General features: G+C 60.9%; 14 protein-coding genes and 2 tRNA genes. 5 read left to right on the top strand and 11 right to left on the bottom strand.

Going from position 1 to position 12,535, the window contains the following annotated elements; translation table 11 throughout:
• From OHD58_RS10710 to OHD58_RS10685, 6 genes are read right to left on the bottom strand one after another with little or no spacing between them, the layout of a single operon-like run.
• Positions 1–582: a Uma2 family endonuclease gene (locus OHD58_RS10710; RefSeq protein WP_263803232.1), complete on the bottom strand. Its 582-nt coding sequence runs from the start codon at positions 580–582 to the stop codon at positions 1–3.
• Positions 579–1,769, bottom strand: a complete 1,191-nt coding sequence (locus tag OHD58_RS10705) for an NADH-quinone oxidoreductase subunit D (RefSeq protein WP_263803231.1) — start codon at positions 1,767–1,769, stop codon at positions 579–581. The genes OHD58_RS10710 and OHD58_RS10705 overlap by 4 nt, the downstream gene beginning before the upstream one ends.
• Entirely contained in the window at positions 1,762–2,205 is a 444-nt protein-coding gene (locus tag OHD58_RS10700; RefSeq protein WP_263803230.1) for a GFA family protein, read from the bottom strand. The genes OHD58_RS10705 and OHD58_RS10700 overlap by 8 nt, the downstream gene beginning before the upstream one ends.
• A 9-nt stretch (positions 2,206–2,214) precedes the next feature.
• Positions 2,215–2,820 carry an NADH-quinone oxidoreductase subunit C gene (locus tag OHD58_RS10695; protein ID WP_263803229.1) on the bottom strand — a complete coding sequence of 202 codons (606 nt, stop codon included), beginning with the start codon at positions 2,818–2,820 and terminating at the stop codon, positions 2,215–2,217.
• 9 nt (positions 2,821–2,829) lie between these two features.
• Positions 2,830–3,411, bottom strand: a complete 582-nt coding sequence (locus OHD58_RS10690) for a NuoB/complex I 20 kDa subunit family protein (protein ID WP_263803228.1) — start codon at positions 3,409–3,411, stop codon at positions 2,830–2,832.
• On the bottom strand, positions 3,402–3,767 hold the full coding sequence (locus tag OHD58_RS10685) for an NADH-quinone oxidoreductase subunit A (protein WP_263803226.1): 366 nt from the start codon (positions 3,765–3,767) through the stop codon (positions 3,402–3,404). Before OHD58_RS10685 ends, OHD58_RS10690 begins: the two co-directional genes overlap by 10 nt.
• A gap of 610 nt (positions 3,768–4,377) precedes the next feature.
• Between OHD58_RS10685 and OHD58_RS10680 the strand changes: the two genes are divergently transcribed.
• Positions 4,378–4,503, top strand: a complete 126-nt coding sequence (locus OHD58_RS10680) for a hypothetical protein (RefSeq protein WP_263803224.1) — start codon at positions 4,378–4,380, stop codon at positions 4,501–4,503.
• A gap of 397 nt (positions 4,504–4,900) precedes the next feature.
• Here the strand turns inward: OHD58_RS10680 and OHD58_RS10675 are convergent.
• A tRNA-Asp gene (locus tag OHD58_RS10675) sits at positions 4,901–4,977 on the bottom strand.
• Positions 4,978–5,181: 204 nt separating this feature from the next.
• Here OHD58_RS10675 and OHD58_RS10670 point away from each other — a divergent pair.
• The 3 genes from OHD58_RS10670 to OHD58_RS10660 all read left to right on the top strand — a co-directional run bounded on the left by OHD58_RS10670 (position 5,182) and on the right by OHD58_RS10660 (position 6,198).
• Positions 5,182–5,257, top strand: a tRNA-Val gene (locus OHD58_RS10670).
• A gap of 271 nt (positions 5,258–5,528) precedes the next feature.
• Positions 5,529–5,768 carry a hypothetical protein gene (locus OHD58_RS10665; RefSeq protein ID WP_263803223.1) on the top strand — a complete coding sequence of 80 codons (240 nt, stop codon included), beginning with the start codon at positions 5,529–5,531 and terminating at the stop codon, positions 5,766–5,768.
• 256 nt (positions 5,769–6,024) lie between these two features.
• Positions 6,025–6,198 (top strand): hypothetical protein, encoded by a 174-nt coding sequence (locus OHD58_RS10660; protein ID WP_263803222.1) that lies wholly within the window; start codon positions 6,025–6,027, stop codon positions 6,196–6,198.
• Positions 6,199–6,268: 70 nt separating this feature from the next.
• Here the strand turns inward: OHD58_RS10660 and OHD58_RS10655 are convergent, their stop codons facing one another.
• The 4 genes from OHD58_RS10655 to clpP form a co-directional block, all read right to left on the bottom strand.
• Positions 6,269–6,541: an HU family DNA-binding protein gene (locus tag OHD58_RS10655; RefSeq protein ID WP_263803220.1), complete on the bottom strand. Its 273-nt coding sequence runs from the start codon at positions 6,539–6,541 to the stop codon at positions 6,269–6,271.
• Between the two features lie 191 nt (positions 6,542–6,732).
• On the bottom strand, positions 6,733–9,150 hold the full coding sequence (gene lon, locus OHD58_RS10650) for an endopeptidase La (RefSeq protein WP_263803219.1): 2,418 nt from the start codon (positions 9,148–9,150) through the stop codon (positions 6,733–6,735).
• Positions 9,151–9,424: 274 nt separating this feature from the next.
• Positions 9,425–10,693 carry an ATP-dependent Clp protease ATP-binding subunit ClpX gene (clpX, locus tag OHD58_RS10645; RefSeq protein WP_263803218.1) on the bottom strand — a complete coding sequence of 423 codons (1,269 nt, stop codon included), beginning with the start codon at positions 10,691–10,693 and terminating at the stop codon, positions 9,425–9,427.
• 302 nt (positions 10,694–10,995) lie between these two features.
• Positions 10,996–11,628: an ATP-dependent Clp endopeptidase proteolytic subunit ClpP gene (clpP, locus tag OHD58_RS10640; protein ID WP_263803217.1), complete on the bottom strand. Its 633-nt coding sequence runs from the start codon at positions 11,626–11,628 to the stop codon at positions 10,996–10,998.
• A 312-nt stretch (positions 11,629–11,940) separates the two neighbouring features.
• Here clpP and OHD58_RS10635 point away from each other — a divergent pair, with 312 nt between their 5' ends.
• Positions 11,941–12,531 (top strand): hypothetical protein, encoded by a 591-nt coding sequence (locus OHD58_RS10635; protein ID WP_263803216.1) that lies wholly within the window; start codon positions 11,941–11,943, stop codon positions 12,529–12,531.
• Positions 12,532–12,535 lie beyond the last annotated feature (4 nt).

Raw genomic sequence — 12,535 nt, 5'->3', positions numbered from 1 at the left:
TTACACTTCTTCTTCGCTGCGGCTGTCTTTGGCGAGCAAATCTTCAACTCGAACCTCCAAGCCTGGAGGATCGAGAGTGATGGAACCCGAGCGATGGATATTCGTCACAATGCTGGATGAGCCCACGGTCCGGCTATGCTGGATGACTGCCCGGCTGGCCGGGTCAATGATCAAGTAGTGCAGGATGCTCGGCACCCGGAAATATTCCGCAACCTTGGCGCCGGTATCGCTTCGTGAACTTGACGGTGAAACCACTTCAACGACAACAATGGGCTGATCGAGCAGCAAGGAATCCGGATCGGCTGGTGCACATTGAACGGACACGTCAGGTTCGCGCACCGTCGTTTCGTTGATCTTCACCCCCGCCCCATCACCGTAGGCAGTGCAGCCAATACCCGCTTTCGAGATGGCGTTCCTTAGAGCCAGCCAAGCCTCATTCTTGATTTGAACATGGCGCACCGTTTCCGGGGACATCATAACGACCTCACCGCCAACCAGCTCAAAACGACCGTCGTCCTGCGCTTGCGACCAACGCAGATACTCACTCGCATTCATTTTCGCTTTCGGCAGTGCCACCATCATCGGTCGACCTCGCCAAACACGATGTCGAGGGAGCCGAGAACGGCTGAGATGTCAGCCAGCATGTGGCCCCGGCACAGGAAATCCATCGCCTGCAGGTGCGCAAAGCCCGGCGCCCGCAACTTGCAGCGGTAAGGCTTGTTGGTACCGTCGGAAACCAGATAGACGCCGAACTCGCCCTTCGGCGCCTCGACGGCAGCATAGACCTCGCCGGCTGGCACGCGATAGCCTTCGGTGTAGAGCTTGAAGTGATGGATCAGCGCCTCCATCGAGCGCTTCATCGCCGGACGCTTCGGCGGCACCACCTTGCCATCCATGTTCGAAACCGGCCCGACCTTTTCCTTGCCGAGCAGCAAGTCAACGCACTGGCGCATGATTTTCGCCGACTGGCGCATTTCCTCCATGCGGATCAGGTAGCGGTCGTAGCAATCGCCGTTCTTGCCGATCGGGATGTCGAATTCCATTTCCGGGTAGCATTCATAGGGCTGCGACTTGCGCAGGTCCCATGCAGCACCGGAACCGCGTACCATGACGCCGGAAAAGCCCCACGCCCAGGCATCGTCGAGTGACACCACACCGATATCGACGTTGCGCTGCTTGAAGATGCGGTTGGGCGTCAGCAGATCGTCGAGGTTCTTCACCGTCTGCAGGAACGGATCGATCCACTTGCCGATGTCCTCGACCAGTTTCTCGGGCAGATCCTGGTGCACACCGCCCGGCCGAAAATAGGCCGCATGCATGCGCGCGCCGCAGGCCCGCTCGTAGAACACCATCAGCTTCTCGCGTTCCTCGAAGCCCCACAGCGGCGGCGTCAGCGCACCGACGTCCATCGCCTGCGTGGTGACGTTGAGGAGATGCGAGAGGATGCGGCCTATCTCGGAATAGAGCACGCGGATGATCTGGCCGCGTTTTGGCACGTCGATGCCGAGCAACCGTTCGACGGCCAGCGAAAAGGCGTGCTCCTGGTTCATCGGCGCGACATAGTCGAGGCGGTCGAAATACGGAATCGCCTGCAGATAGGTCTTCGCCTCGATCAGCTTTTCGGTGCCGCGGTGCAGGAGGCCGATATGCGGATCGACACGGTCGACGACCTCGCCGTCAAGCTCGAGCACGAGACGCAGGACGCCGTGCGCGGCCGGGTGCTGAGGGCCGAAATTGATGTTGAAGTTGCGGACCTGCGTCTCAGCCATGACCGGCTTCCTGTTTGGCCGCGTAGGCCGCAATGACCTCCGCTCCCGTCATCTTGCGTGTCTGGTTCGCGAACGAATAGGTCGCGGGTTTCTCGTCGATGAATATCTCTTCCGCGAAGCTGAACCGGCTGGCGTCGTCGAACGCCTGCATGGAGACGGCAACATGGCCATCGGCAATGCCGCGCCAGAACAGCGACGACCCGCAGTTGCGGCAGAAACCGCGCTCAGCCCATTCCGACGACCGGTAGAGGCCGAGCTGATCCTGACCCTTGACGATTTCCAGAGTGCCGCCGCAGCTGGTGGACATGAACACGCCACCCGACCACTGCTGGCACATGCTGCAATGGCAGACATCCATCTCGGCCTTCAACGGCGTCGCGGCAAAACGCACCGCGCCGCACAGGCACCCACCAGTCAATTTACCGCCTTCTTCCATGTCGGCGCCTCAATTGGCCTTGGCTTTTTCGTCGCCCGGCAGGACGTAGTCCGTCCCTTCCCAGGGCGACAGAAAATCGAAATTGCGGAATTCCTGCTTCAACTCCACCGGCTCGTAGACCACGCGCTTCATCTCGTCGTCGTAACGCACCTCGACGAAGCCGGTCAGCGGAAAATCCTTGCGCAGGGGATGCCCTTCGAAGCCGTAGTCAGTGAGCAGCCGCCGCAGATCCGGATGGCCCGAGAACAGGATGCCGTAAAGATCGTAAGCCTCGCGCTCGAACCAGTCGGCGCCCGGATAGACGCCGGTGACCGAAGGAACCATCGTTACCTCGTCGGTCGTCACCTTGACGCGGATGCGCAGGTTCTGTTTCGGCGACAGCAGGTGGTAGACGACGTCGAAGCGGTTCGGCCGCGACGGATAGTCGGCACCGCTGATGTCGATGAACGAAACGAATTGGCATTGCCGGTCGTCGCGCAGGAAAGTCAGCACGCCGGCGATTTCGGCCGCCTCAACCGAGAGCGTCAGTTCGCCATAGGCCATCACCGCATCGCGGATCTTGCCGTCCAGCTTTGCCTTGAGGTGCGTCGCAAGGGTTTCGAGGGCTTCGCTCATGATGAAGTTCTACCGCTCGATCGTGCCGGTGCGGCGGATCTTCTTCTGCAGCATCAGGATGCCGTAGAGCAGCGCCTCCGCGGTGGGCGGGCAGCCGGGCACGTAGATGTCGACCGGAACGACCCGGTCGCAGCCGCGCACCACCGAATAGGAATAGTGATAGTAGCCGCCGCCATTGGCGCAGGAGCCCATGGAAATGACATAGCGCGGCTCGGGCATCTGGTCGTAGACCTTGCGCAGCGCCGGCGCCATCTTGTTGGTCAACGTGCCGGCGACGATCATCACGTCCGACTGGCGCGGAGAGGCGCGCGGCGCGATGCCGAATCGCTCGGCGTCGTAGCGCGGCATCGAGATGTGCATCATCTCCACCGCACAGCAGGCCAGCCCGAAGGTCATCCACATCAGCGAACCGGTGCGCGCCCAGGTGATCAGCGCCTCGGACGAGGTGACGATGAAACCCTTGTCGGAAAGCTCATTGTTCAGTTCGCCGAAAAAGCGATCATCCGAACCGACCGGCTTGCCGGTGTTCGGATCGATGATGCCTTTCGGCTTCGGTGCGACAAGCGTGCCGGAAGCGTCGTTCAATCCCATTCCAACGCTCCCTTTTTCCACTCGTAGATGAATCCGATGGTCAGCACGCCGAGGAAGACCATCATCGACCAGAAACCGAGCATGCCGATCTTGCCGAACGATACCGCCCACGGAAACAGGAAGGCCACTTCGAGGTCGAAGATGATGAAGAGAATCGACACCAGGTAGAAGCGGATGTCGAATTTCATGCGCGCGTCGTCGAAGGCGTTGAAGCCGCATTCATAAGCCGAAAGCTTCTCCGGATCCGGATTGCGGTAGGCGACCAGGAAGGGAGCCACGATCAGCGCCAAGCCCACCGCGAGGGCCACGCCGATGAAGATCACAATGGGCAGATATGAACTCAGGAGAGCGTTCATGGTCCGACTTTCCGTTGGCGGGCGATCCACCTTAACTATAGCATTGAACCGGAATGTGAAACCGCGACAGTTTGGCTGTTCGAGCCTCGCGCAACGGTCATGCTGCAGCGCGGCGAGGGTTAGCGCAGGCCGCATGGTAGCGCAAGTCCAACCAGCGCAAAACCATGGTCCACGCGGCCTGAAAATTGGATAGCCGCCGATGCGCCATCGCGGTCTACAAAGAGACCGGCGGTGCCGAGACGCTAAGCGACCCTGCGGGTCTAAAGGCTATTGGTGGCATCGCGATAGGGCCGGCTTGACCTGGGGATGGCGCACTGCCTCCCCCGCGGAACTGACACAGGAAAAGCCGGCTTGAGGGGGAGCCGGCCTTTCCAACGTCGTCAGGGTACTAGCCGGCGAATGGAGAGGGTTGGGGCTGGTCGATGCCGGCAATGAAATCAACGCCGTCGTCCGCTAACCAGTACCATCACGCCGCTGGATCAAAGACGCTCCGGTCGGACCAAGTACTCTCACGACCGGAGCATCTTGGTGCCTACGGGGGTGGCGGGATGAAGGCACTGCCTACCATGACGCCTGCGACGAAGTGCTTGCAATACGACCGGAGACATAGATGGCCGAGCGCCGCGAGATCGCGCGAACCTGCATCATCTGCGCGAGATCGTTTGCTGCTGTCGTGCATGGCGGCAGGACGCCCGGCAGCGTGTGTTCCGAACAGGAGCTTCGCGGCGCTGAATGAAAACCTATGCCCGCAGGTGTATTGCCAAGCACGTGCCATGGCCCCAAGGGTAAGGCTGTGCCTCGACCCCCGAAGTCCGTAGGCAACAAAAGATGCTCTGGTCGGACAGCACCGGCCGGAGCATCCCGTCAGCCACATGGCAAGCCCGACTGCGACACCGGCGCGGTCGAGGCGAACGACAGCGTCGAGGCGATTTTAGCCAAGATGGGCAATTCGATAGACCAGAACGAAACGCTTCAGCGGACATACGTGCCGGCCGTGCGTGAAGCCGATGCTGCGCGCCTCCGGAGGCGAAAACCTCTCGGCGAGGAACGCAACAAGCACGAAAAGTTGAAACTCGGCGGAGGCGGAAGTTGAAACCGCAAAATCCAGACACAGCTAAGCTATTGAAAGGAAATGGCGCGAGTGACGGGGCTCGAACCCGCGACCTCCGGCGTGACAGGCCGGCACTCTAACCGACTGAGCTACACCCGCGCACTAACGCCGACAACAAGGCGTTGCGTCGTTGCGCGGTGGATTAAGGGGTTCAGCGGGGAGTGTCAAGCAGGCCCGACACGCTTTCCGGTATCTCTCGCGTGCTTTTTCGATAAGTCGGCAAAGCCTGCCCCAATGGCCGCTGCGGCAAGGCGATTTGGCCTTGCGGTCACGGTCGGAACCGCTTAAACGTCCGCCCGGATCGGGCGATTAGCTCAGTTGGTAGAGCGCTTCGTTTACACCGAAGATGTCGGCAGTTCGAGCCTGTCATCGCCCACCATCGCCACCGACCGGCCTTCTCCAACGCCGAAGACATATCCGAAGCCGACCGGTTCGAGCGGCACCCAACATACTGGAGGGTGCCCGGCGGAAATTCCCAGCGCCTGCTCGCCGGTCATAACCGGCTGCGATGGTCATCGATTCCCGGACAGGCAGCACCCGTGTCGGGAATAAAACGCAACGCAATGCCGTTTTTAGAGGCAGGCCAGCCGTCACCGTGTCATGATGTGCCGGTCACGCAGTGCATTTCTCAACCCGCAGGGAGGACCATGATGTTACGCTCCATTTCACTTGCACTCCTGCTGACCCTCGCCCCCGCAACCGCATTCGCCAATTCCTGCCCGACCCAAATGGCCGCAATCGACGCGGCTCTGCCGACCGCTTCGCTTTCGGAGGCCGACATGACCAAGGTCAAGGAATTGCGCAAGCAGGGCGAAGACCTTCACGCGGCCGGCGATCACGCCGGCTCCGAAGCGGCTCTCGGCGAAGCAAAGAAAATGCTCGGAATCTAGCCGACAACGCCCGCTGAAAACTGAAGACGGCAGGCCCGGAACTATTCAGTTGCGTTCCCGCCGGCGGAGAATTCCGCCGCGGGGGTGCATGATTTGGTGTCGTCCCGGAACAATTCATCCCCTCCGCGTGTTCTTCGCAAGAGACACGGAGACGCCAAATCATGTTCACAAGGATTTTATCCGCCCTCACCTGGTTCCTGGCGGCCTGTCCGGCCGAGACGGCGGACTTCCGGCCGATAGTCCGGAGGAGGAAGTCATGATCAGACTGCTCATCGGCGCGGCCCTCGGATACGCCGCCTACCGCATCGTCCGGGAAACAGTTGCCAGCGTTCCGGCCGAATTCGAGCCGATGCCCGAACCGCCCAGCGAACCGCAACGCGGCGCAGTGGATCGGCCCTCCGTAGAGCCCGTCTATTCGACACGCCGGTAAACCCGGGCGGCACCCCAAAAAAAAGCCGGGTTTTTGGCCCGGCCTTTCACAATAACAAATTCCGCGGAGCTTAGTTGACAGCGTCCTTGAGGCCCTTGCCGGCCGAGAACTTCGGTACGGTACGGGCCGGGATCTTTACTTCGGCGCCGGTCTGCGGATTGCGGCCGGTCGTGGCCGCCCGCTTCGACACCGAGAAATTGCCGAAGCCAACGAGCCGGACATCCCCACCCTTCTTCAACTCTCCGGTGATGGCGGAAAACACCGCATCGACCGCAGCCTGCGCGTCGCCCTTGGAAATTTTCGCCGTTTCGGCGACGGCGGATGCAAGTTCGTTCTTGTTCATAAAAAAATCCTTCCATGTGAAGACCGGACTAAACGACTCGACCGGCAGGAAACGAACTCTAGAAAGAGTTGTTCCGCGAACCAAGATGGAAATGTCGGAAAAATCGTAAAATTGCCCGGAATTCCGGGCTTTTTTCACAGAAAAGCCGGGCTGAGAGCCCGGCTTCGCTTCTGTGGTCGGTAGAAGGGCGATCAGTGCGCGAAAGTTCCGGCGCCCGTGTCGTCCGCAATATCGGCCTTGGTGCCCGGCGTCACCACCGGCTCGACCCATTCGATCGGCTCCGGCATCCGCACCAGCGCATGCCGCAAGACCTCGCCGACCCGCGATACCGGGATGATTTCCATCCCGCTTTTCACGTTGTCCGGTATCTCGGCCAGATCCTTGGCGTTGTCTTCCGGGATCAGCACCTTCTTGATGCCGCCGCGCAGTGCGGCAAGCAGCTTCTCCTTGAGACCGCCGATCGGCAGCACCCTGCCGCGCAGCGTGATCTCGCCGGTCATCGCGACATCTGCCCTGACCGGGATGCCGGTCAGCACGGAGACGATCGCCGTTGCCATGCCGACGCCGGCCGACGGGCCATCCTTGGGCGTAGCACCCTCCGGCACGTGGACGTGGATGTCACGCTTGTCGAACAGCGGCGGCTCGACGCCGAAATCGATGGCCCTGGAGCGGACATAGGATGCCGCCGCCGAGATCGATTCCTTCATCACCTCTTTCAGGTTGCCGGTCACCGTCATGCGGCCCTTGCCGGGCATCATCACGCCTTCGATCGTCAGCAGTTCGCCGCCGACCTCGGTCCACGCCAACCCGGTCACCACGCCGACCTGATCCTCTGCCTCGACCTCGCCGAAGCGGAAGCGCGGCACGCCGAGGTAGTCGGACAGGTTTTCCGCCGAAATCGTCACCGACTTCTTCTTCGTCTTGATGATCTCGGTCACCGCCTTGCGCCCGAGCTTCATCAGCTCGCGCTCCAGGCTGCGTACGCCGGCTTCCCGCGTGTAGGTCTGGATGATGCCGCGGATCGCGTCCTCGCCGACGGAAAACTCCTTCGGCTGCAGGGCGTGATCTCGCACCACCTTGGGCATCAGGTGCCGCTTGGCAATCTCGACCTTCTCGTCCTCGGTGTAACCGGCGATACGGATGATCTCCATGCGATCCATCAGGGGCGCCGGGATGTTCAGCGTATTGGCGGTCGTCACGAACATCACGCTCGACAGGTCGTATTCGACCTCGAGATAATGGTCCATGAACGTCGAGTTCTGTTCCGGATCGAGCACCTCGAGCAGCGCCGACGACGGATCGCCACGGAAATCCTGGCCCATCTTGTCGATCTCGTCGAGCAGGAAGAGCGGGTTGGACTTCTTCGCCTTCTTCATCGACTGGATGACCTTGCCGGGCATCGAGCCGATGTAGGTGCGGCGGTGACCGCGGATCTCGGCCTCGTCACGCACGCCGCCGAGCGCCATGCGGATGAATTCGCGGCCGGTCGCCTTGGCGATCGACTTGCCGAGCGAGGTCTTGCCGACGCCGGGAGGGCCAACGAGGCACAGGATCGGGCCTTTCAGCTTCTTCTGGCGGCTCTGCACAGCGAGGTATTCGACGATGCGGTCCTTGACCTTGTCGAGGCCGAAATGGTCGGTATCGAGCACGTCCTGGGCGAAGTTCAGGTCCTGCTTGACCTTGGAGTTCTTGCCCCACGGGATCGACAGCAGCCAGTCGAGGTAGTTGCGCACAACCGTCGATTCGGCCGACATCGGCGACATCGTACGAAGCTTCTTCAGCTCGGCCTCGGCCTTTTCGCGGGCTTCCTTGGAAAGCTTGGTCTTCTTGATGCGCTCTTCGAGCTCGGCTGCCTCGTCGCGGCCGTCCTCGCCCTCGCCGAGTTCCTTCTGGATCGCCTTCATCTGCTCGTTGAGGTAGTATTCGCGCTGCGTCTTCTCCATCTGGCGCTTGACGCGCGAGCGGATGCGCTTCTCGACCTGCAGGACGGAGATTTCGGCTTCCATGAAGCCCATCGCCTTCTCGAGACGCTCCTTGACGGACAGCGTGCCGAGCATTTCCTGCTTCTCGGGAATCTTGATCGCCAGATGCGATGCAACGGTATCGGCGAGCTTGGAATAATCGTCGATCTGGCTGGCGGCGCCAACCACTTCCGGCGAGATCTTCTTGTTCAGCTTGACGTAGTTCTCGAAATCCGAGACCACCGAACGTGCCAGCGCCTCGACCTCGACCTCTTCCTCCTCGGGCTCGGCGAGAACAACCGCCTTTGCCTCATGGAAATCGGCCCGGTCGGTGAACGACGCGATCCTGGCGCGCGAAGACCCTTCGACCAGCACCTTCACGGTGCCGTCCGGGAGCTTCAGCAACTGCAATACGTTGGCGAGCGTGCCGATGTCGTAGATGGCGTCGGACGCCGGATCGTCATCGGCAGCGTTCATCTGGGTGGCGAGCAGGATCTGCTTCTCCTGACCCATGACTTCTTCCAGCGCCTTGATTGACTTCTCGCGCCCTACGAAGAGCGGCACGATCATGTGCGGGAATACGACGATGTCACGCAGTGGGAGGACTGCAAAGACGCCGTCACTGGGCGACCTGGATATCTTGGCCATTGCCTTACCTTTCATTTCGCGGCCGCGCACGGCCAACCGCGAATCTCATCTTAACGGCCGCGAGCCGTTCCGCCTACTAACCGTTCGAACAACGGGGAGTTTTAGCACGGAGTTCAGCCCCAACCTCATGATGTTAGTTGGCGTCGGAGTTGAGAAAGATCAAGGGCAAACACAAAACCGTGCAGCCTGATCGCATCCCGTGCTTTCGCAGCCCGTTCGGGAACGAAAACGGCGCCCGTGGGCGCCGTATCGACAAATCGCGCCGGTTTCACGCTCACGCGCTGACCGAGCCCTTTTCCTTCTCGGAATAGATGTAAAGCGGCCGGGCGCTGCCCGAGACCACCTCTTCCGAGATAACCACTTCCTGGACCCCGTCGAGCGCCGGAAGTTCGAACATCGTGTCGAGCAGGATCGCTTCCATGATCGACCGCAGGCCGCGCGCGCCGGTCTTCCTCTCGATAGCGCGCTTGGCGATCGCCGACAGCGCGTTCTCGTGGAAGGTCAGCTCGACGTTCTCCATCTCGAACAGCCGCTGATACTGCTTGACCAGCGCGTTCTTCGGCTCGGTCAGGATCGAGATCAGCGCCGGCTCGTCGAGATCCTCCAGCGTCGCCAGCACCGGCAGGCGGCCGACGAATTCCGGGATCAGGCCGAACTTGAGCAAATCCTCCGGCTCGACCAGGCGGAAAACCTCGCCACTGCGCCGATCCTCGGGCGAAGCAACGGTTGCGCCGAAGCCGATCGAGGTTTTTCTGCCGCGATCCGAGATGATCTTGTCGAGGCCGGCAAAGGCGCCGCCGCAGATGAACAGGATGTTGGCGGTGTCGACCTGCAGGAATTCCTGCTGCGGGTGCTTCCTGCCGCCCTGCGGCGGCACCGAGGCGACCGTGCCTTCCATGATCTTCAGCAGCGCCTGCTGGACGCCCTCGCCCGACACGTCGCGGGTGATCGAGGGATTGTCGGACTTGCGCGAAATCTTGTCGATCTCGTCGATATAGACGATGCCGCGCTGCGCCCGCTCGACATTGTAGTCGGCGGACTGCAAGAGCTTCAGGATGATGTTCTCGACGTCCTCGCCGACATAGCCGGCCTCGGTCAGCGTCGTCGCATCGGCCATTGTGAACGGCACGTCGATGATGCGGGCCAGCGTCTGCGCCAGCAGCGTCTTGCCGCAGCCGGTCGGGCCGATCAGCAAGATGTTCGACTTCGCCAGTTCGACATCGTTGTTCTTGCCGGCGTGCGCCAGGCGCTTGTAGTGGTTGTGGACGGCGACCGACAGCACGCGCTTGGCGTAGGGCTGGCCGATCACGTAATCGTCGAGAACCTTCAGGATCTCTTGCGGTGTCGGCACGCCCTCGCGCGACTTCACCATCGAGGTCTTGTTCTCCTCGCGGATGATGTCCATGCACAGTTCGACGCATTCGTCGCAGATGAACACCGTCGGGCCGGCGATCAGCTTGCGCACCTCGTGCTGGCTCTTGCCGCAGAACGAGCAGTAAAGCGTGTTCTTGGAGTCACCGCCGCTGTTGCTGACCTTGCTCATTTTCCCAGTCCTTTCAGTGCCGCGGTCCGATCGACTGGCTGCGGCTTGAAGTGCAATCTATGGCGGGAATCCGCCGCCGCCAACCCAAAGTTGGCCTCATGCAGCGCATTTCCGTACCAAACACAATTCAGAAAACGCGGCAATGATTCGCGGCTGCCCCGTTTGAAAGCTAAGCCGTCGAAGCTCAACATAGGCTTAACGTAGGATGCCGCTTGCGTCGAGGGAACAGCCTTTTGTGACAGAAATGACGCATATACGTCAAAAATGCGTCATCTCTACCGGGACCGCCCGCATTTCCGAGCCTATTTGGCCGCCGCGGCCTCCATCGTTTCGCGCGACGTGATCACCTTGTCGATCAGCCCGAAGTCCTTGGCCTCGTCGGCGGTCATGAAGTGGTCGCGGTCGAGCGTTTTCTCGATCTCTTCGTAGCTCTTGCCGGTATGCTTGACGTAGACCTCGTTGAGGCGGCGCTTCAGCTTGATGATGTCCTGGGCATGCCGCTCGATGTCGGATGCCTGGCCCTGGAAGCCGCCGGAGGGCTGATGCACCATGATGCGCGCATTCGGCGTGGCGAAGCGCATGTCCTTGGCCCCGGCGCACAGCAGCAGCGACCCCATCGAGGCGGCCTGACCGACGCAAAGCGTCGCCACAGGCGGCTTGATGAACTGCATGGTGTCGTAGATGGCCATGCCCGAGGTCACCACACCGCCCGGCGAGTTGATGTAGAGATTGATCTCTTTCTTCGGATTCTCGGCCTCAAGGAACAGCAACTGGGCGCAGACCAGCGTTGCCATGCCGTCCTCGACCGGACCGGTGATGAAGATGATGCGTTCCTTCAGCAGCCGCGAAAAGATGTCGAAAGCCCGCTCGCCGCGATTGGTCTGCTCGACGACCATCGGCACGAGATTCATGTAGGTGTCGGCGGGGTGCTTCATAAAGACTGCCTTTTCAGGAGGAGAGTTCAGCGCCAGGCGGGCTGAATCGGTTGTTCCGGATTTCTTTCTAAATAGGACGCCCGCACCCTTTCGCGCAAGGCCAGCCATTTTGGCAGGTCGCGTTAGCGTTACCGCCATTCCTGGGGTTGTGGAGAACAGGCGGTTGCCCTGCACTGCCGCCGAACAGGCGCGACGGGCTTTTTCTTTTGTTAACCTCGTTGCTTAACGAATTTTCATCATTTCGTTTCCACCGCGCATCCAGTTCTTTATTGTACGCATAAGTTGCGGTGCTGTGTTCTCTTGGGGTGCGTCATGAAATTCAGATTTGTTTCTACAGTAACGGCGGGTGTCGTACTTCTGGGTACTGTCGCCGAAACGGTCGCCGGAGGCCGGCCGGTCGAATGTTTCGAGCCGTACCGCACCGCACCGGTCTACGACACCGTCTACGAAAACGTGCTGGTCAACCCGGGCAGCCGGCGCGTCGGGTACGTTCCACCGATCTACGGAACCCGCAAGCGCGCCGTCGTGGTCTCACCGGCACGCGAGAGTTATGAAATCATCCCGGCCGTTACCCGCACCGAATATCGAACGGTGAAGGTCAGCGAAGGGGGCTACTCCTGGGAACGGCGCTGGATCAACGGGCGCAAGGTTCTGTGCAAGATCAAGCACAAGGCGCGCTACGAGCAGATCGCCAAGACCGTGGTGGTGCAGCCGGCGTACAAGAGGCGCGTCGTCATTCCCGCCGAATACGGCTACGAACAGGAACAGGTTCTGATCCAGCCGGAGCAGCAGCGGGTCATCGAGACGCCGCCGTCGTACGAGACGGTGGCGCGCCAGGTCATGGTCAGCGAAGGCTCGTCCGGCTGGAAGCGGGTCCGGATCCGCAATCACTGCGCCAATTGAAACC

The organism is Mesorhizobium sp. ZC-5, assembly GCF_025753855.1.
Taxonomy (GTDB): Bacteria; Pseudomonadota; Alphaproteobacteria; order Rhizobiales; family Rhizobiaceae; genus Neomesorhizobium.
The sequence above is the reverse complement of the archived record's forward strand: the minus strand, read 5'-3'. Positions and strand labels throughout refer to the sequence as shown.

Coding starts and splice junctions, on each gene's coding strand:
- OHD58_RS10710 (WP_263803232.1), bottom strand. CDS start 582: ATGATGGTGGCACTGCCGAAAGCGAAAATGAATGCGAGTGAGTATCTG.
- OHD58_RS10660 (WP_263803222.1), top strand. CDS start 6,025: ATGATCAGACTGCTCATCGGCGCGGCCCTCGGATACGCCGCCTACCGC.
- OHD58_RS10700 (WP_263803230.1), bottom strand. CDS start 2,205: ATGGAAGAAGGCGGTAAATTGACTGGTGGGTGCCTGTGCGGCGCGGTG.
- lon (WP_263803219.1), bottom strand. CDS start 9,150: ATGGCCAAGATATCCAGGTCGCCCAGTGACGGCGTCTTTGCAGTCCTC.
- OHD58_RS10655 (WP_263803220.1), bottom strand. CDS start 6,541: ATGAACAAGAACGAACTTGCATCCGCCGTCGCCGAAACGGCGAAAATT.
- OHD58_RS10635 (WP_263803216.1), top strand. CDS start 11,941: ATGAAATTCAGATTTGTTTCTACAGTAACGGCGGGTGTCGTACTTCTG.
- clpX (WP_263803218.1), bottom strand. CDS start 10,693: ATGAGCAAGGTCAGCAACAGCGGCGGTGACTCCAAGAACACGCTTTAC.
- OHD58_RS10690 (WP_263803228.1), bottom strand. CDS start 3,411: ATGGGATTGAACGACGCTTCCGGCACGCTTGTCGCACCGAAGCCGAAA.
- OHD58_RS10665 (WP_263803223.1), top strand. CDS start 5,529: ATGTTACGCTCCATTTCACTTGCACTCCTGCTGACCCTCGCCCCCGCA.
- OHD58_RS10695 (WP_263803229.1), bottom strand. CDS start 2,820: ATGAGCGAAGCCCTCGAAACCCTTGCGACGCACCTCAAGGCAAAGCTG.
- clpP (WP_263803217.1), bottom strand. CDS start 11,628: ATGAAGCACCCCGCCGACACCTACATGAATCTCGTGCCGATGGTCGTC.
- OHD58_RS10680 (WP_263803224.1), top strand. CDS start 4,378: ATGGCCGAGCGCCGCGAGATCGCGCGAACCTGCATCATCTGCGCGAGA.
- OHD58_RS10705 (WP_263803231.1), bottom strand. CDS start 1,769: ATGGCTGAGACGCAGGTCCGCAACTTCAACATCAATTTCGGCCCTCAG.
- OHD58_RS10685 (WP_263803226.1), bottom strand. CDS start 3,767: ATGAACGCTCTCCTGAGTTCATATCTGCCCATTGTGATCTTCATCGGC.